Genomic DNA, 17900 nt, shown 5'->3' with positions numbered 1-17900 from the left:
GCTGGTTACCTGATTGGCCCTGTGGCGCGTGCGAGACCCGCCCGGGGCAAATAAATAGCAAAGAAGATAGCAAAAAAGCCGAGCGCGGCATCCGACGGCGGTTCCCCGCTTTGTCAGATGTCCGTCGCCCGGCGTCGGGACAGGGGTTGGCGGCGGTCCTGTGCTGCGCGCCCCTCCCCCGCTCATCCATTACTTCTTGTCGTTGACTTCCTTGAACTCGGCGTCCACGACATTGTCGTCCTGCGGATGGGCCTGCTGCTGGCCCGCGCCTGCAGCACCGGCGGCACCGGCCGCGCCCGCGCCGCCTGCCTCGCCGGCCTTGGCCTGCATGTCGGCATAGACACGCTCGCCCAGCTTCTGGCTGGCGTCGGACAGCGCGCTGACCTTGGCGTCGATCTCGGCCTTGTCACCGCCGCGCGCGGCGTCTTCCAGTTCCTTGATCGCGGCTTCGATCTTTTCCTTCTCGCCCGCTTCGAGCTTGTCGCCGTATTCGGTGACCGCCTTCTTGGTCGAGTGGATCAGCGCGTCGGCCTGGTTGCGGGCGTCAGCCAGCTCGCGGGCTTTCTTGTCTTCCTCGGCGTTGGCCTCGGCGTCCTTCACCATGCGCTGGATCTCGTCTTCCGACAGGCCCGAGTTCGCCTTGATGGTGATGCGGTTTTCCTTGCCGGTCGCCTTGTCCTTGGCGCCCACGTGCAGGATGCCGTTGGCGTCGATGTCGAACGAGACTTCGATCTGCGGCAGGCCGCGCGGCGCCGGTGCGATGCCTTCGAGGTTGAACTCGCCCAGCAGCTTGTTGCCGGTGGCCATTTCACGCTCGCCCTGGAACACCTTGATGGTCACGGCCGGCTGGTTGTCGTCGGCGGTCGAGAACACCTGCGCATGCTTGGTCGGGATGGTGGTGTTCTTGGTGATCATCTTGGTCATCACGCCACCCAGGGTTTCGATACCCAGCGACAGCGGCGTCACGTCCAGCAGCAGCACGTCCTTGCGGTCGCCCGACAGCACCGAGCCCTGGATCGCGGCACCCACGGCCACGGCTTCATCAGGGTTCACGTCCTTGCGCGCTTCCTTGCCGAAGAATTCCTTGACCTGTTCCTGCACCTTGGGCATGCGGGTCATGCCGCCGACCAGGATCACGTCGTCGATCTCGCTGACCTTGACGCCGGCGTCCTTGATCGCGATGCGGCACGGCTCGATGGTGCGGGTGATCAGTTCTTCCACCAGCGCTTCGAGCTTGGCGCGCGTCATCTTCAGGTTCAAGTGCTTCGGACCCGAGGCATCCGCCGTGATGTACGGCAGGTTGATTTCGGTCTGCTGCGAGCTCGACAGTTCGATCTTGGCCTTTTCGGCCGCTTCCTTCAGGCGCTGCAGCGCGAGCACGTCCTTGGACAGGTCGACGCCCTGGTCCTTCTTGAACTCGCCGATGATGTAGTCGATGATGCGCTGGTCGAAGTCTTCGCCGCCCAGGAAGGTGTCGCCGTTGGTCGACAGCACTTCGAACTGCTTCTCGCCGTCCACGTCCGCGATCTCGATGATCGAGATGTCGAAGGTGCCGCCGCCGAGGTCATACACGGCGATCTTGCGGTCGCCCTTCTCGTTCTTGTCCAGGCCGAACGCCAGCGCGGCCGCGGTCGGCTCGTTGATGATGCGCTTGACGTCGAGGCCGGCGATGCGCCCGGCGTCCTTGGTGGCCTGGCGCTGCGAGTCGTTGAAGTAGGCCGGCACCGTGATCACGGCTTCGGTCACCGGCTCGCCGAGGTAGTCCTCCGCGGTCTTCTTCATCTTGCGCAGCACTTCGGCCGACACCTGCGGCGGCGCCAGCTTCTGGTCGCGCACCGACACCCATGCGTCGCCGTTGTCGGCCTTGACGATGGAATACGGCATCAGGCCGATGTCCTTCTGTACTTCCTTTTCTTCGAACTTGCGGCCGATCAGGCGCTTCACCGCATACAGGGTGTTGCGCGGATTGGTCACCGCCTGGCGCTTGGCCGGCGCACCCACCAGGATCTCGCCGTCTTCCATGTAGGCGATGATCGACGGGGTGGTACGCGTACCTTCGGCGTTTTCGATCACCTTCGGCGTATTGCCTTCCATGATCGCGACACAGCTATTGGTGGTACCGAGGTCGATACCGATGATCTTACCCATTTATTCTCTCCTCTTGAGCCCCACTATCCGTGGGCGCTGCAATTCGTCCTGAAGCCGAAATGTGGCCGTCCGGGGCCATTTCAAGTGCCGCAGGCGCAATTCCGAGTAAATTTCTCGGTTTTTCCGGGTGTTCAACGGCAAGCCGGCGCGATGACTTGAGCACCGCCACGCCAAACCCGCCGGCAAGCCGCATTTTGTGCGCCTTGCCATACTTTATTTGAGACGCAAGACCGGGGCTGCCTCAGCGCCCGCGCTGCCACAGGACATCGCTGCCGCCAGCGGCGCGGTTGAGCACCCGCGCCAGCACGAACAGCAGGTCCGAGAGCCGGTTCAGGTACTGGCGCGGCGCTTCGTTGAGCGCTTCCTGCGCGCCCAGCGCCACCAGGGCCCGCTCGGCACGCCGGCAGACCGTGCGGCAGACATGGGCCACGGCCGCCGCGCGGCTGCCGCCGGGCAGGATGAACTCGGCCAGCCGCGGCAAGGCGGCGTTGTAGTGCGCCAGCCATTCGTCGAGCTGCAGCACCTGTTCCGGCTTGACGAGCACGTAGCCGGGGATGGACAGCTCGCCGCCGAGGTCGAACAGGTCGTGCTGGATATGCAGCAGCGCCGCGCGTACCTCGTCGGGCAGCGTCTCGGTCAGCAGCACGCCGATATTCGAATTGAGTTCGTCGACATCGCCGATGGCGGCGATGCGCAGGCTGTCCTTGCCGGTGCGGCTGCCGTCACCGAGGCCGGTGGTGCCGCCGTCCCCGGTGCGGGTGGCGATCTTGGTCAGGCGGTTGCCCATGGGGGTCTCCTCGTTGGCAATCCAGCATTATGGCGCCCATCGGGGGCCGCGGCGGCGGCCGGCGCCGGCCTGCCCGCCATCCGGCCCGGGGTGCGCGTTGCGGCGCCTGATGCGCTGGACGGCACAGGCGCGGCGTAGAATACGGGATTCGCCCAATACGCTGTCGGGCGCCAGTGCCGGCACCGTCGCGCGCGCCTCCCCCGATGGCGGGCGCCGCACGGCAGCCCGCCGCCGCAGTCCCGCCGGAGACACCATGAACCATCCCACCCCCCTTACGGCGCTGGTGCGCCAGCCGCTGCCGGCAGCCGTGCGCGATGCCTTGCAGGCCCGTTTCGGCGAACGTTTTTCCACCTCTTCGGGCGTGTGCGAGCACCACGGGCGCGACGAATCGCCATTCCCGCCTGCCGCGCCGGACGGCGTGGTCTTCGCCCACACCACCGAGGAAGTGGCCGAGGTGGCCCGGCTGTGCAATGAATACCGCGTGCCGCTGATTCCCTACGGCGCCGGCTCCTCGCTCGAAGGCCACCTGCTGGCGGTGGCCGGCGGCATCAGCCTGGACCTGTCACAGATGAACCGCGTGCTGTCGGTGCAGGCCGAGGACCTGAACGTGACGGTGCAGCCGGGCGTCACCCGCAAGCAGCTCAACCTGGAAATCAAGGACACCGGCCTGTTCTTCCCGATCGACCCGGGCGCCGATGCGTCGCTGGGCGGCATGTGCGCCACGCGCGCCTCCGGGACCAACGCGGTGCGCTACGGCACCATGCGCGAGAACGTGCTGGCGCTGACCGTGGTCATGGCCGACGGCCGCGTCGTCAAGACCGGCACCCACGCGCGCAAGTCTTCCGCCGGCTACGACCTGACCCGCCTGATGATCGGCAGCGAAGGCACGCTCGGCATCATCACCGAGGTCACGGTGCGGCTCTACCCGCAGCCGGAGGCCGTCTCCGCCGCCATCTGCGCCTTCCCCAGCATGGGCAGCGCGGTGCAGGCGGTGATCGACACCATCCAGCTCGGCGTGCCGGTCGCGCGCGCGGAGTTCGTCGACGCGCTGGCCATCCGCGCCATCAACCGGCACGACAGCCTCGCCATGCCGGAGATGCCGCACCTGTTCTTCGAGTTCCACGGCACCGAGGCCGGCGTCAAGGAGCAAGCCGAGACCGTCCAGCAGATCGCCGCCGAGCATGGCGGCCAGGGCTTCGAATGGGCCACCCGGCCGGAAGACCGCAGCCGCCTGTGGAACGCCCGCCATACCGCCTACTTCGCCATGCTGCAGCTCAAGCCGGGCTGCCGCGCCGTCACCACCGACGTGTGCGTGCCGATCTCGCGCCTGGCTGACTGCGTGACCGAGACCGAGCACGACCTCAACGCCTCCAGCCTGCCCTGCCCCATCGTGGGCCACGTGGGCGACGGCAATTTCCACGTCGCGATCCTGACCGATCCGGCCCGGCCCGAGGAACTGGCCGAGGCCGAGACCATCAACCGGCGCATCGTGGAGCGCGCGCTGGCCATGGGCGGCACCTGCACCGGCGAGCACGGCGTGGGCCTGCACAAGATGGACTTCCTGGTCAGCGAGCACGGCGAGGACGCGCTGGACCTGATGCGCGCCATCAAGAACGCGCTCGATCCCAACCACATCCTCAACCCGGGCAAGATCTTCCGCGCCTCGCGCTAAAGGCCGTCCATGGCCGCCGTGTTCAACCGCGTACCGCCGCTGCACCTGCTGATCGCGTTCGAGGCCGCCGCCCGCCTGGGCAGCTTCGCGCGCGCGGCGGAGGAGTTGTCGGTCACGCCCAGCGCCGTATCGCACCGCATCAAGAACCTCGAGGAACTGTGGGGCGAGGACCTGTTCGTGCGCTCCAATGCCGCGCTGCGCCTGACCTCCGCCGGCACGCGCTACCTGCGTAACGTGCAGGACGCGCTCAAGTCCCTCAACGAGCTGGCGCGGCCCGAGTACAACAAGCAGCGCACGCGCCTGCGCGTGGCGATCCCGCCCACCTTCGGCCGCCAGCACCTGGTGCCGCGCCTGCCCGAGTTCACCGCGCTGTACCCGCATATCGACACCGAGCTGCACCTGGCCATCCCCTTCCTCGACGTGAAGGCGGAGGACACCGACGTCGAGATCCGCTACGGCACCGGGCGCTACCCGGACCTGAAGACGACGAAACTGCTGGTCGAGCCGGTGTTCCCGGCCTGCGGGCGCGAATACTACGAGCGCATCGATGGCCGCTCCATTACCAGGCCCGAACACCTGCACAACCTGGTGCTGCTGCGCAGCCCGCTGGAGCCGTGGAAGCCGTGGTTCGAGACCGCCGGGCTGGACTGGCCCGAGCCGCAGACCGGCCCGCAGTTCAACGACATCGGCCTGATGCTGGAGGCCATCGCCTCCAACCAGGGCGTGGCGCTGGTGCGCCAGCGCATGGCCCGCCAGTGGCTGGCGCTGGGCCAGATGGTGCGCCTGCTCGATATCGAGTCGGTTTCGCCGCACGGCTACTACATCGTCGAGCGCGAGCAGGCGCCGCTCAAGCCCGAGGCGCGCTATTTCGTCGACTGGCTGCTGGGCCTGGAGTGGTAGCGGCGCGGCAGGCATGTGGCGCCGGCGTACCGCGGCGGTGACGTCCGGCGCCGGCCGCCGGTGCTAAGCTGGAATCGCGCACCTGCCCCGCGCCTGCCATGTTCCGGCCCGCCGCCGACATGAGCGATTTTGATCGGCCTGCCATGCGGAATTCACGTCGCCGCATGGCTGCGCGGCGACCGCGCTGCGCTATAGTCCTTGCTCCCCACCCGCTTGCGCGCCGCCATGGCGCCTGCTTGCGGCCACTACAGGAGTTGCCATGAACGCCCCGCACGAAGTCTCCCAGGTCACCGACGACAGCCGCCGCGCGGCGCTGCTCGAAGGCCTGGCGAAAATCCTGCCCGATGCGGCCCTGTTGTGGAAACCCGAAGACACCGCGCCGTACGAATGCGACGGCCTGGCCGCCTACCGCCAGCTGCCCATGGCGGTGGCGCTGCCCGACAAGGAAGAACAGGTCTGCGCCATCCTGCGCCTGTGCCACGCGCTGCAGGTGCCGGTGGTGCCGCGCGGCGCGGGCACCAGCCTGTCGGGCGGCGCCATGCCGATCGCCACCGGGCTGGTGCTGTCGCTGGCCAAGTTCAAGCGCATCGTCAGCGTGGATGCGCGCTCGCGCACCGCGATCGTCCAGCCGGGCGTGCGCAACCTGGCCATCTCCGAGGCCGCCGCGCCGTTCAATCTCTATTACGCGCCCGACCCGTCCTCGCAGATCGCCTGCACCATCGGCGGCAACGTCAGCGAGAACTCGGGCGGCGTGCATTGCCTGAAATACGGCCTCACGGTGCACAACGTGCTGCGCGTGCGCGCCGTCACCATGGAAGGCGAGGTGGTGGAGTTCGGCTCGGAGGCGCCCGACGCGCCGGGGCTGGACCTGCTGGCCGTGCTGATCGGCTCCGAAGGCATGCTGGCGGTGGTGACCGAGGTGACGGTCAAGCTGATCCCGAAGCCGCAGCTGGCGCAGGTGATCATGGCCAGCTTCGACGACGTGGCCAAGGGCGGCGACGCCGTGGCCGACGTGATCGGCGCCGGCATCATCCCGGCCGGGCTGGAGATGATGGACAAGCCCGCCACCGTCGCCGTGGAGGAATTCGTGCGCGCCGGCTACGACCTCGACGCCGCCGCCATCCTGCTGTGCGAATCCGACGGCACGACCGAAGAAGTGGCCGAGGAGATCGAGCGCATGAGCGAGGTGCTGCGCGCCTCGGGCGCCACGCGCATCGCCGTGTCGCAGAGCGAGGCCGAGCGGCTGCGCTTCTGGAGCGGGCGCAAGAATGCCTTCCCCGCCGCTGGCCGCATCTCGCCGGACTACTACTGCATGGACGGCACCATCCCGCGCAAGCATATCGGCACGCTGCTCAAGCGCATCGAGGAGATGGAGCGCAAGTACGGCCTGCGCTGCATGAACGTGTTCCACGCCGGCGACGGCAATATGCATCCGCTGATCCTGTTCGACGGTGCCGATCAGGACGAATGGCACCGTGCCGAGCTGTTCGGCTCCGACATCCTGGAGAGCTGCGTGGAGCTGGGCGGCACCGTCACCGGCGAGCACGGCGTGGGCGTGGAGAAGCTCAATTCCATGTGCGTGCAGTTCGCGCCGGAGGAGCGCGAGATGTTCTTCGGCGTCAAGGCGGCCTTCGACCCGGCGCGCCTGCTCAATCCCGACAAGGCCATTCCCACGCTGGCACGCTGCGCGGAATACGGCCGCATGCATGTCAAGCGCGGCGTGCTGCCGCACCCCGACCTGCCGCGCTTCTGAGCATGGCAGGCCACGACGCCGCGCCGCGCGCCCGGCAGAACGCACGGACGCGCCGGCGCCTGGGCAAGCCCGCGCCGGCCTGACCCCTACCGCGCCCGGGCCGGCTCAAGCCGACCCGGGGCGACCCGGGCCCACACAAACCAGAACGAGCCAGCACCCATGCCAGCCGACCAGCAAGCCACCCTCGACGCCTTTCGCGACACCATCCGGCGCGCCACCGACACGCGCGCGCCACTGCGCCTGCGCGGCGGCGGCAGCAAGGATTTCTATGGCCAGCAACTGCAGGGCGAGGTGCTCGATACGCGCGCCTACAGCGGCATCGTCGACTACGACCCGCCCGAGCTGGTGATCACCGCGCGCTGCGGCACGCCGCTGGCGCAGATCGAGGCAGCGCTGGCGGAGCGCCGCCAGATGCTGGCCTTCGAGCCGCCGTATTTCGGCGACGGCGCCACCACCATCGGCGGCGCGGTAGCGGCCGGCCTGTCCGGCCCGCGCCGGCAGGCGGTGGGCGCGCTGCGCGACTTCGTGCTGGGCACGCAAGTGATGGACGGCCGCGGCGACATCCTGAACTTCGGCGGCCAGGTGATGAAGAACGTGGCCGGCTATGACGTGTCGCGCCTGATGGCCGGATCGCTGGGCACGCTCGGGCTGATTCTCGAGGTCTCGCTCAAGGTGCTGCCCGTGCCCTTCGACGACGCAACGCTGCGCTTTGCACTGAGCGAGCCGGATGCGCTCGACCACCTCAACGAGTGGGGCGGCCAGCCGCTGCCCATCGCGGCCTCGGCCTGGCACGACGGCGTGCTGCACCTGCGCCTGTCGGGCGCGGCGGCGGCCTTGCGCGCCGCGCGCGAGCGCCTGGGCGGCGAGGCCGTGGCGCCGGACCAAGCCGATGCGCTGTGGCGCGCGCTGCGCGACCAGCAACATCCCTTCTTTGCGCCGGTACAGGCCGGGCGCGCGCTGTGGCGCATCGCCGTGCCCACCACCGCCGCGCCGCTGGCGCTGCCGGGCAGCCAGCTGATCGAATGGGGCGGGGGCCAGCGCTGGTGGCTGGGCGGCGCCGACAGCGCGGCCGATGCCGCCGTCGTGCGTGCCGTGGCCAGCGCGGCCGGCGGCCACGCCACGCTGTTCCGCAACGGCGACAAGGCAGCGGGCGTGTTCACGCCGCTGGCGGCGCCGCTGGCCGCGATCCACCAGCGCCTCAAGGCCAGCTTCGATCCCGCCGGCATCTTCAATCCGCATCGCATGTACGCTGGCCTCTGAGCCGCGAGCCAGGCCCCACCCACATCCAGCAAAGGCACCGGAGAGTCCCCGACCATGCAAACCACCCTGGCCGAATTCCTGCGCGACACACCCGAAGGCGAAGAAGCCAAGTCGATCGTCGGCAAATGCGTGCACTGCGGCTTCTGCACCGCCACCTGCCCCACCTACCAGCTGCTCGGCGACGAGCTGGACGGCCCGCGCGGGCGCATCTACCTGATGAAGCAGGTGCTCGAAGGCCACCCCGTCACGGAAAGCACGCGCCTGCACCTGGACCGCTGCCTGACCTGCCGCAACTGCGAATCGACCTGCCCTTCCGGCGTGCGCTACGGCCGGCTGGTGGATATCGGCCGCAAGGTGGTGGATGACCGCCTTGCAGCCCAGGGGGTGCACCGCCCGGCTGGAGAACGTCTCGCACGCTGGGCCCTGCGCGAAAGCATGACGCGCCCGGCGCTGTTCGGCACCGCCATGCGCCTGGGCCAGCGCGTGCGCCCGCTGCTGCCGCAGGCGCTGCGCAACAAGGTGCCGAAGCCGGCCGCCGCCGGCGCGTGGCCGCGCAACACGCACGCGCGCAAGATGGTGTTGCTCGACGGTTGCGTGCAGCCGTCGATGTCGCCCAACATCAATGCCGCCACCGCGCGCGTGTTCGACCGCCTCGGCGTGCAGTTGCTGGTGGCGCGCGAGGCCGGCTGCTGCGGCGCGGTGCGGTACCACACCGGCGACCACGACGGCGGCCTCGACAATGCGCGCCGCAATATCGACGCCTGGTGGCCGCTGGTGGAAGCCGGCGCGGAAGCCATCGTGATGACGGCCTCGGGCTGCGGCGTGATGGTCAAGGAATACGGCCACCTGCTGCGCAACGATGCGCGCTATGCGGAGCGCGCGCGCCGGATCTCGGCGCTGACGCGCGACCTGTCCGAGCTGCTGCCGGACTTTGCCGACAACCTGAAGGACATGGCCGGGCAGCGTACCGGCGGCGACGCCAAGCGCGTGGCCTACCATCCGCCCTGCACGCTGCAGCACGGCCAGCAGATCCGCGGCAAGGTGGAAGCGCTGCTGACCTCGCTCGGCGTGGACGTGAAACTCTGCGCCGACAGCCACCTGTGCTGCGGCTCGGCGGGCACCTACTCGGTGCTGCAGCCTGAACTGTCCTACCGCCTGCGCGACGACAAGCTCGCCAACCTCCATGCCTCGAAGCCGGACGCGATCGTCTCGGCCAATATCGGCTGCATCACACACCTGCAGAGCGGCACGCAGACGCCGGTGCTGCACTGGGTCGAGCTGGTGGACCGGCTGGTCGGCTGAAGCGGCCGTCGGGCGGCGACGCGCAGGTTTGCTCCCCTCGGGCCATGAGGGGAGAGGGAGTGAAAAAATATCGGGCACCGCGGGCGGCGCTGGCGCATCCCGCTGCCAAACCGGTCCGCTGCGGGTTACCATGCGGTGGCTCCAGAACCGCTTTCTCCCGCGCCCTCCGCAATGCTCCAGACCTTCGCCATCCTGCTGGTTTTCCAATCCGTCGGGGAGGCGCTCAGCTACTCCCTGCGCCTGCCGGTGCCCGGCCCGGTGATCGGCATGATCCTGCTGTTCTGCTGGCTCGCCATCGACGACCGGATCCTGCCGGTGATCCAGGGCACCACCTCCGAGTTGCTCAAGCACCTGTCGCTGCTGTTCGTGCCGGCCGGCGTGGGCATCATGGTCCATGCGCACCGCATCGGCGGCGAGTGGCTGCCGATCGTGGTCGCGCTGGTGCTGTCGACCTGGCTGGCCATCGCCACCACGGCGCTGGTGGCACGCGCGCTGATGGGCCGCGCGCGGCCGCCCGCGGCCGATGCACCGGCCGGCAAGGGAGAGCGCGCATGATGACGCCGCGCCTGAACGAGATCTGGGTCTACCTGGCCGCCAGCCCGCTGCTGGGCCTGACCGCCACGCTGCTGGCGTACGTGTTCGCTTTTCGCATCTACGAGCGCGCGCGCTTCTCGCCGCTGGCCAACCCGGTGATGATCGCGGTGGCCATCCTGGTCACGCTGCTGACGGTGACCGGCACGCCCTACAAGACGTATTTCGACGGCGCGCAGTTCGTCCACTTCCTGCTCGGCCCGGCCACGGTGGCGCTGGCGGTGCCGCTCTACCTGCAACTGCCCAAGCTGCGCCGGCACGTGCTGCCGTTGCTGGGCGGGCTGCTGGCGGGCTCGCTGGTGGCGGTGGTCTCGGCGGTGGGCATCGCCTGGCTGCTGGGCGCTTCGCCGGAAACCGTGCGCTCGCTCGCGCCGAAGTCGGTCACCATCCCCATCGCCATGGGCGTGGCGGAAAAGATCGGCGGCCTGCCTTCGCTCACCGCCGTGCTGGTGATGGTGACCGGCATCATCGGCGCGGTCAGCGCCACCAAGCTGCTCAACCTGCTGCGCATCACCGACTACACCGTGCGCGGCTTCGCCACCGGGCTGGCGGCGCACGGCATCGGCACCGCGCGCGCGTTCCAGGTCAACCAGGAGGCCGGCGCCTTCGCCGCGCTGGGCATGGGCCTGAACGGCGTGCTGACGGCGGTGATGGTGCCGGTGCTGGCGACCTGGATGCCGCGCTGAATTCCCGCGCATCGCTGCTGACAGGACGTTGTCAGGAGCCCCCGCGCATGATCGGCCTCTCCAACCCCAACCGCAGAGGTCATCATGAGTGGACTGATCAACTGGCTTGAAATCCCCGTCGCCGACATGAACCGTGCCATCCGCTTCTACGAGCAGGTGTTCCAGACCAGCCTGAAGCGCGAGGCCATGCAGCAGGTCGACATGGCGGTGTTCGGCGAGATGGAACCCGGCGGCGCGCTGGTGGCGGGCGAGTCATACCGCCCCTCGGCCGACGGCTGCGTGCCTTACCTGCACGCCCCGGGGCTCGCCGGGCTGCTGGCGCGCGTGCAGGCCGCGGGCGGCAAGACCGTGTTCGGCCCGCTGCAGCTGCCTGGCGATATCGGCCATATCGCGCATATCATCGACAGCGAAGGCAACCGGATCGGCCTGCACCAGCCGCTGGCGGCCTGAGCAGGCTTGCCGGAAGATCCGCAGGCAGCCTGACCGTAGCCAACCCACCCGCCGCCCGAGACATGAACCAAGCCCGATGAGCCGCCGCGCCGACCGCCTTTTCCAGATCGTCCAGGTCCTGCGGGGGCGCCGCCTCACCACGGCGGCGCTGCTGGCGCAGCGGCTCGGCGTGTCCGAGCGCACGGTGTACCGGGACATCCAGGCGCTGTCGCTGTCGGGCGTGCCGGTCGAGGGCGAGGCGGGCATCGGCTACCGGCTGCGCGCGGACTACGACGTTCCCCCGCTGATGTTCACCGCCATGGAAGTCGAGGCGCTGGTGGCCGGACTGCGTCTGCTCAAGGCCTGGGGCGGTGGCGCGCTCGCCGCCGCGGCCGATCCGGCGCTCGAGAAACTGGTGGCGGCGCTGCCGCCGGCGCGGCGCCTCGCGGCGCAGCAAAGCCGCGTGTTCGCGCCCGAATTCGTCAACCACCCGCAGGTGCGCAGTGCCTTCGACGTGGTGCACGGCGCCATGAACGCGCAGCGCCTGCTGCACCTGGACTACACCGACGCGCAGCAGCGCGCCACCGACCGCGTGGTGCAGCCGCTGGGATTGTTCTTCTGGGGCAATAGCTGGCTGCTGGCGGCATGGTGCACCACGCGCACGGATTACCGCAGCTTCCGCCTGGACCGTTGCCGCAGCATCGTCATGCTCGACGAGCGCTTCCATGAAACTCCCGACCGCTCGCTCAACGGCTTCCTGCGGGCCGTGCAGGCCGGCGGCTGAGCCGGCGCGCGGGTCGGCCGATGCCGCAAGCGACAAGGGCGCAGCCGCGGCTGCGCCCTTGTCATGTCCGGCCGGGCCAGCGCTGGCCCGGTGCCTGCCTCAGGCCGCCTCGGCCAGCAGCTTATCGATGTCGCCCTTGATGTCCTCCGGCTTGGTGGTGGGCGCGTAGCGCTTGAACACCGTGCCGTCGCGGCGCAGCAGGAACTTGGTGAAGTTCCACTTGATGGCTTCCAGGCCCAGCACGCCGGGCTTCTCGGAGGTCAGCCAGCGATACAGCGGATGCGCGTTGGCGCCGTTGACGTCGATCTTGGCGAACATCGGGAAGGTGACGTGGAAACGCGCTTCGCAGAACTGGCCGATCTGCGTGGCGTCGCCCGGCTCCTGCTTGCCGAACTGGTTGCACGGAAAGCCCAGCACTTCCAGGCCGCCCTGCGCGTACTGCTCCTGCAGCGCCTGCAGGCCGGCGTACTGCGGCGTGAAACCGCACTCGCTGGCGGTATTGACGATCAGCAGCACCTTGCCGCTGAACCGGGACAGCGGCACCGGCTGTCCGGCAAGCGAGCTGGCTTCGAACTGATAGACGTTGCTCATGGCGGCTTCCTTGGTTGACTTGCTTGGCCTGGCGCGGCAGGTCAGATCACGTTGAGATGTTCGGTGCCGGCGCCAAGGTCGCTCTCGCGGGCCCGGCTGCCGTGCAGCTTGATCATCAGCCGCAGGTCGTTGAGCGAGTCGGCATTCTTCAGCGCATCTTCGTAGCTGATCTTGCCGGACTCGTAGAGATCGAACAGCGCCTGGTCGAACGAAACCATGCCTTGCTCGCGCGATTTCTTGATGACCTCCTTGAGCGCATGGATCTCGCCCTTGAAGATCAGGTCGGCCACCAGCGGCGTGCCGATCATGATTTCCACCGCCGGCACCCGGCCCTTCTGGCCCTGGCGCGGCAGCAGGCGCTGCGAGATCATCGCCTTCAGGTTGAGCGACAGGTCGATCAGCAACTGCTGGCGCTTTTCCTCGGGGAAGAAGTTGACGATACGGTCGATGGCCTGGTTGGCGTTGTTGGCGTGCAGCGTGGCCAGGCACAGGTGGCCGGTCTCGGCGTACTGCATGGCGTACTCCATGGTCTCGCGGTCGCGGATCTCGCCGATCAGGATCACGTCGGGCGCCTGGCGCAGCGTGTTCTTCAGCGCAATGTGCCAGGAATCCGTATCGATGCCCACCTCGCGCTGCGTGACGATGCAGTTCTGGTGCGCGTGCACGTATTCGATCGGGTCCTCGATGGTAATGATATGCCCGTACGAATGCGCGTTGCGGTGATCGAGCATGGCCGCCAGCGAGGTCGACTTGCCCGAGCCGGTGGCGCCGGTGACGATCACCAGGCCGCGCTTGGCCATCACGATTTCGTGCAGTGTCTGCGGCAGGTCGAGATCGCCCACCGACGGGATGCGCGTGTTGATGGTCCGTACCACCATGCCGGCCTTGCCCTGCTGGATGAAGGCGGAGACGCGGAAGCGCCCGGCGTTGGGCACCGAGATGGCGAAATTGCATTCGCGGCTGCCGTCGAACTCGGTGGTCTGGCGCTCGTTCATGATCGAGCGCACCAGGCCCAGGGCCTGGGCCGGGATCAGCGGCTGCTGCGAAACCGGCGTGATCTTGCCGTCGACCTTGATGGCCGGCGGGAAATCGGCGGTGATGAAGAGGTCCGAGCCGCGGTTGTTCACCATCAGCTCGAGCAGGTCATTGATGTACTTGGCAGCGGATTCGCGGTCGAGCATGGCGGTCACCTGGTTCGGGTGCGGTGTTGGTTCCGCGGTGGGCCTCAGCCCGCGAAGGAGTCGGGATTCTTGGCGATGGCGCGCGCGTCGTTGTAGCCGATCACGCCGCGCTTGATCAGGTCCGACAGGCACTGGTCCAGCGTCTGCATGCCCAGCCCGCTGCTGGTCTGCATCATCGAGTACATCTGCGCGATCTTGTTCTCGCGGATCAGGTGGCGGATGGCCGGCGTGGCGATCATGATCTCATGCGCGGCGGTACGGCCGTTGCCGTCGCGCGTCTTGAGCAGCGTCTGCGAAATCACCGCCTCGAGCGATTCGGACAACATGGTGCGCACCATGTCCTTTTCCTCCGGCGGGAACACGTCGACCACACGGTCGATGGTCTTGGCCGCGGAGCTGGTGTGCAGCGTGGCGAACACCAGGTGACCGGTTTCCGCGGCGGTCAGCGCCAGGCGAATGGTTTCCAGGTCGCGCAACTCACCCACCAGCACCACGTCCGGGTCTTCGCGCAGGGCCGAGCGCAGCGCGTTGGCGAACGAGTGCGTGTGCGGCCCCAGTTCGCGCTGGTTGATCAGGCTCTTCTTCGAGGTGTGCACGAATTCGATCGGGTCTTCCACCGTGAGGATGTGGCCCATGTCGTGATCGTTGCGGTGGTCCACCATCGCCGCCAGCGTGGTGGACTTGCCCGAGCCGGTGGGCCCGGTCACCAGCACCAGGCCGCGCGGCTTCATGCACAGGTCGGCGAACACCGCCGGCGTCTTGAGGTCCTCGAGCGTCAGTACCTTGGAAGGAATGGTCCGGAACACCGCGGCCGCGCCGCGCTGCGTGTTGTACGCGTTGACCCGGAAGCGGGAAAGGCCGGAAATCTCGAACGAGAAGTCGATCTCCAGGCGTTCTTCATATTGCTTGCGCTGGGTGTCGCCCATGATGTCGTACACCATGGCGTGGACATCCTTGTGCGCCATTGCGGCCACGTTGATGCGGCGCATGTCGCCGTGGATACGTACCATCGGCGGCATGTCTGCCGAGAGATGGAGATCGGACGCCTTGTTCTTGACGGCGAAAGCCAATAGCTGCGCGATGTCCATCTATAATGACCCCACCCTATTTTTGTCGTACTTTGTTGTACTTCTTGATATGTTCGCCGGATTATGTCTGTAATCGCCGCCAACTTGCAAGCCGTGCACCGGCGCGTCGCGGCAGCCGCACAACAGGCCGGACGGGCGGACGGTGACGTCAGCCTCCTGGCGGTTTCCAAGACCTTCCCCGCCGCCGCCGTGCAGGACGCCTTCGACGCCGGCCAGCGCGCCTTCGGCGAGAACTACGTGCAGGAAGGCGTGGACAAGATCGCCCGGCTGGCCGCCCTGCGCGACGCCATCTGCTGGCACTTCATCGGCCCCCTGCAAAGCAACAAGACACGCATCGTGGCCGAGCATTTCGACTGGGTCCATGCCATCGACCGCCTGCGCATCGCCGAGCGCCTGTCGGCGCAGCGTCCGGCCGCGCTGCCGCCGCTGCAGGTCTGCCTGCAGGTCAATATCAGCGGCGAAGCCAGCAAAAGCGGCGTGACGCCGGCAGAAGCGCCCGCGCTGGCGCACGCCGTGGCCGCACTGCCCGGGCTGCGGCTGCGCGGGCTGATGGCAATTCCCGAACCGGCCGGCGACATGGCCGCGCAGCGCCGTCCGTTCGCCGCCATGCGCGCGCTGCTGGGCGAGTTGCGCGCGCAGGGCCTGGACCTGGACACCCTGTCGATGGGCATGTCCGCCGACATGGACGCCGCCATCGCCGAAGGGGCCACCATCGTGCGCATCGGTACCGCCATCTTCGGCGCGCGCGACTATGGCGCGGCGGCCGGAACCGGCCATGCGGCCCCCGTCGCGCACGGCTGACCGCGCGCTCCCCAAAACGAACTCCAGCAAGAGACAAAGAAAACCCATGCTCGACACCCTCACCTTCGGCTTCCTCGGCGGCGGCAATATGGCGACTGCCCTGATCGGCGGCCTGATCGCCCGCGGCGTACCCGCCAGCTCGATCCGCGTGGTCGATCCCTTCGAGGATGCCCAGGCGCGCCTGCGGCGCGACCACGGCGTGCATGCGTCCGGCACGCCCGACGCCGCCTTCGGCGCCAGCGACGTACTGGTGCTCGCGGTCAAGCCGCAGCAGTTCCACGCAGCGGCGGCATCGCTGGCGCCGCATCTCGCCGACAACCTGATCGTCAGCGTGGCCGCCGGCATCCGCCTGTCCGACATGCAGCGCTGGTTCGGCGGCCACCAGCGCCTGGTGCGCGCCATGCCGAACACCCCGGCGCTGGCCGGCATGGGCATGACCGGCCTGGCCGCGGCACCCGGGCTGGGCGAACGCGACCGCGAGATCGCCGGCGCGCTGGCCAGTGCGGTGGGCAAATGCGAATGGGTGGCGGACGACGCCCGGATCGACGCCGTCACGGCGATTTCCGGCAGCGGCCCGGCCTATGTCTTCTATTTCATCGAGGCGATGGAAAAGGCGGCCGCCGAACTCGGCCTGACGCCCGAGCAGGGGCGTGCGCTGGCGGTGGAGACCTTCCGCGGCGCCGCCGCGCTGGCGGCGCAGTCGGACGAGCCGGTCAGCCTGCTGCGCGAGCGCGTGACATCGAAGGGCGGCACGACCTACGCGGCGCTCACCGCAATGCAGGACGCCGGCATCGGCGAGTCCTTCGTGAAGGCCATGCATGCGGCGGCGGCACGCGCCACCGAAATGGGCGCGGAGTTCGGCAAGGACTGAACGGGAGCATAGCCCCCGGAGCCGAAACGAAGCCGGCGAGATGCGCCCGCACCGGCGGCGCTGCCCGCTGTCCTGGTGCCCGCCGTCCTGGCACCCGCTGCCCTGGCGCCCTCTCCCGCAGGCGGGAGAGGGGAGCAAACCATCGGGATATGCGCCGCTCGAAGGCCCGGCCAGGCCACGCCTTCAACGAATCGCGTAGGCCACCGCCGTCCCGGCGAACACGCACGCGCCCAGCCAGTTGTTGTGCCGGAACGCGGCAAAGCACTGCATGCGGTCCCGGCCGCGGATCAGCGTGTAGTGATAGACCGCGCAGCCGGCCGCGGCCGCCAGGCCCGCCCAGTAGGGCCAGCCGAGCCCGAACCGCGCGCCCGCCCATCCCATCAGGCCGAGAAAGGCCGCGTAGCACAGCATGATGGCAGCCACGTCGTAGCGGCCGAAGGTGATCGCCGAGGTCTTCATGCCGAGCAGCAGGTCATCGTCGCGGTCCACCATCGCATACGCGGTGTCGTAGGCGACGGCCCAGAACACATTGGCCAGCAGCATGATCCACGCCGCCGCGGGCACCTCGCCCTGCACGGCGGCGAACGCCATCGGGATGCCGAAGCCGAAGGCAATGCCGAGATAGGCCTGCGGGATGGCGAAGAAGCGCTTGAAGAAGGGATAGGTGGCCGCGATAAAGGCGGCCGCCACCGCCAGCCACTTGGTCAGCGCATTGAGCGGCAGGATCAGCATGAAAGCCAGCAAGGCCAGCACCACCGCCACCGCGATGGCTTCCCACGCCTTGATCTTGCCGGCCGTGAGCGGACGCTCCCTGGTGCGCTTGACGTGCTTGTCGAAGTCGCGGTCGGCCCAGTCGTTCATGGCGCAGCCGGCGGAGCGCATCAGGAAGGTGCCGGCGAAAAAGATCCAGAACAGGCTCCACGCCGGCGGGCCGCCCGCGGCCATCCAGAGCGCCCATAGCGTGGGCCAGAGCAGCAGCAGCGTGCCGATGGGCTTGTCGATGCGCACGAGGCGCGCGTACAGGGCGAGGCGTTCGAACATGGCAGAGGCCCGCGA

At 68.5% G+C, this 17900-nt stretch carries 17 protein-coding genes; 11 read left to right on the top strand and 6 right to left on the bottom strand.

Going from position 1 to position 17900, the window contains the following annotated elements:
• Positions 1 to 189: 189 nt before the first annotated feature.
• Both dnaK and AB4Z48_RS23775 read right to left on the bottom strand, forming a co-directional pair.
• Positions 190 to 2148 (bottom strand): molecular chaperone DnaK, encoded by a 1959-nt coding sequence (gene dnaK, locus AB4Z48_RS23780; RefSeq protein WP_441618479.1) that lies wholly within the window; start codon positions 2146 to 2148, stop codon positions 190 to 192.
• 241 nt (positions 2149 to 2389) lie between these two features.
• On the bottom strand, positions 2390 to 2935 hold the full coding sequence (locus AB4Z48_RS23775; RefSeq protein ID WP_441618477.1) for a cob(I)yrinic acid a,c-diamide adenosyltransferase: 546 nt from the start codon (positions 2933 to 2935) through the stop codon (positions 2390 to 2392).
• A 253-nt stretch (positions 2936 to 3188) separates the two neighbouring features.
• Between AB4Z48_RS23775 and AB4Z48_RS23770 the strand changes: the two genes are divergently transcribed.
• The 9 genes from AB4Z48_RS23770 (at position 3189) to AB4Z48_RS23730 (ending at position 12312) form a co-directional block, all read left to right on the top strand.
• Entirely contained in the window at positions 3189 to 4607 is a 1419-nt protein-coding gene (locus tag AB4Z48_RS23770) for an FAD-binding oxidoreductase (RefSeq protein ID WP_441618475.1), read from the top strand.
• Positions 4608 to 4616: 9 nt separating this feature from the next.
• Positions 4617 to 5507: a LysR substrate-binding domain-containing protein gene (locus tag AB4Z48_RS23765; protein ID WP_441618473.1), complete on the top strand. Its 891-nt coding sequence runs from the start codon at positions 4617 to 4619 to the stop codon at positions 5505 to 5507.
• Positions 5508 to 5766: 259 nt separating this feature from the next.
• The gene (locus tag AB4Z48_RS23760) at positions 5767 to 7260 is read left to right on the top strand and encodes an FAD-linked oxidase C-terminal domain-containing protein (protein ID WP_441618471.1); all 1494 of its coding nucleotides are present in this window, start codon (positions 5767 to 5769) and stop codon (positions 7258 to 7260) included.
• Positions 7261 to 7419: 159 nt separating this feature from the next.
• Positions 7420 to 8520 carry a glycolate oxidase subunit GlcE gene (glcE, locus tag AB4Z48_RS23755; RefSeq protein ID WP_441618469.1) on the top strand — a complete coding sequence of 367 codons (1101 nt, stop codon included), beginning with the start codon at positions 7420 to 7422 and terminating at the stop codon, positions 8518 to 8520.
• A 54-nt stretch (positions 8521 to 8574) separates the two neighbouring features.
• On the top strand, positions 8575 to 9822 hold the full coding sequence (gene glcF, locus AB4Z48_RS23750) for a glycolate oxidase subunit GlcF (protein ID WP_441618467.1): 1248 nt from the start codon (positions 8575 to 8577) through the stop codon (positions 9820 to 9822).
• 171 nt (positions 9823 to 9993) lie between these two features.
• The gene (locus AB4Z48_RS23745; protein ID WP_441618465.1) at positions 9994 to 10377 is read left to right on the top strand and encodes a CidA/LrgA family protein; all 384 of its coding nucleotides are present in this window, start codon (positions 9994 to 9996) and stop codon (positions 10375 to 10377) included.
• The gene (locus AB4Z48_RS23740; protein WP_441618463.1) at positions 10374 to 11099 is read left to right on the top strand and encodes an LrgB family protein; all 726 of its coding nucleotides are present in this window, start codon (positions 10374 to 10376) and stop codon (positions 11097 to 11099) included. The genes AB4Z48_RS23745 and AB4Z48_RS23740 overlap by 4 nt, the downstream gene beginning before the upstream one ends.
• A gap of 84 nt (positions 11100 to 11183) precedes the next feature.
• Entirely contained in the window at positions 11184 to 11549 is a 366-nt protein-coding gene (locus AB4Z48_RS23735) for a VOC family protein (protein WP_441618461.1), read from the top strand.
• Between the two features lie 76 nt (positions 11550 to 11625).
• On the top strand, positions 11626 to 12312 hold the full coding sequence (locus tag AB4Z48_RS23730) for a helix-turn-helix transcriptional regulator (protein WP_441618459.1): 687 nt from the start codon (positions 11626 to 11628) through the stop codon (positions 12310 to 12312).
• A gap of 99 nt (positions 12313 to 12411) precedes the next feature.
• Here AB4Z48_RS23730 and AB4Z48_RS23725 read toward each other — a convergent pair whose 3' ends face one another.
• Genes AB4Z48_RS23725 through AB4Z48_RS23715 form a run of 3 tightly spaced genes read right to left on the bottom strand, consistent with a single transcriptional unit; the run spans position 12412 to position 15172 of the window.
• Positions 12412 to 12903 carry a glutathione peroxidase gene (locus tag AB4Z48_RS23725; protein WP_441618457.1) on the bottom strand — a complete coding sequence of 164 codons (492 nt, stop codon included), beginning with the start codon at positions 12901 to 12903 and terminating at the stop codon, positions 12412 to 12414.
• 41 nt (positions 12904 to 12944) lie between these two features.
• Positions 12945 to 14084, bottom strand: coding sequence for a PilT/PilU family type 4a pilus ATPase (locus AB4Z48_RS23720; protein ID WP_441618455.1), 1140 nt, complete (start codon positions 14082 to 14084; stop codon positions 12945 to 12947).
• Positions 14085 to 14128: 44 nt separating this feature from the next.
• Positions 14129 to 15172 (bottom strand): type IV pilus twitching motility protein PilT, encoded by a 1044-nt coding sequence (locus tag AB4Z48_RS23715; RefSeq protein ID WP_441618453.1) that lies wholly within the window; start codon positions 15170 to 15172, stop codon positions 14129 to 14131.
• A 63-nt stretch (positions 15173 to 15235) separates the two neighbouring features.
• Here AB4Z48_RS23715 and AB4Z48_RS23710 point away from each other — a divergent pair, with 63 nt between their 5' ends.
• Complete coding sequence (locus tag AB4Z48_RS23710) at positions 15236 to 15973, top strand: YggS family pyridoxal phosphate-dependent enzyme (protein ID WP_441618451.1); 738 nt, start codon at positions 15236 to 15238, stop codon at positions 15971 to 15973.
• Between the two features lie 46 nt (positions 15974 to 16019).
• Entirely contained in the window at positions 16020 to 16844 is an 825-nt protein-coding gene (gene proC, locus AB4Z48_RS23705; RefSeq protein WP_441618449.1) for a pyrroline-5-carboxylate reductase, read from the top strand.
• Between the two features lie 183 nt (positions 16845 to 17027).
• Here proC and ubiA read toward each other — a convergent pair whose 3' ends face one another.
• Positions 17028 to 17885, bottom strand: coding sequence for a 4-hydroxybenzoate octaprenyltransferase (gene ubiA / locus AB4Z48_RS23700; RefSeq protein ID WP_441618447.1), 858 nt, complete (start codon positions 17883 to 17885; stop codon positions 17028 to 17030).
• Between the last annotated feature and the right edge of the window lie 15 nt (positions 17886 to 17900).

It is taken from the genome of Cupriavidus sp. 2TAF22 (assembly GCF_052115045.1).
GTDB lineage: Bacteria > Pseudomonadota > Gammaproteobacteria > Burkholderiales > Burkholderiaceae > Cupriavidus.
The sequence above is the reverse complement of the archived record's forward strand: the minus strand, read 5'-3'. Positions and strand labels throughout refer to the sequence as shown.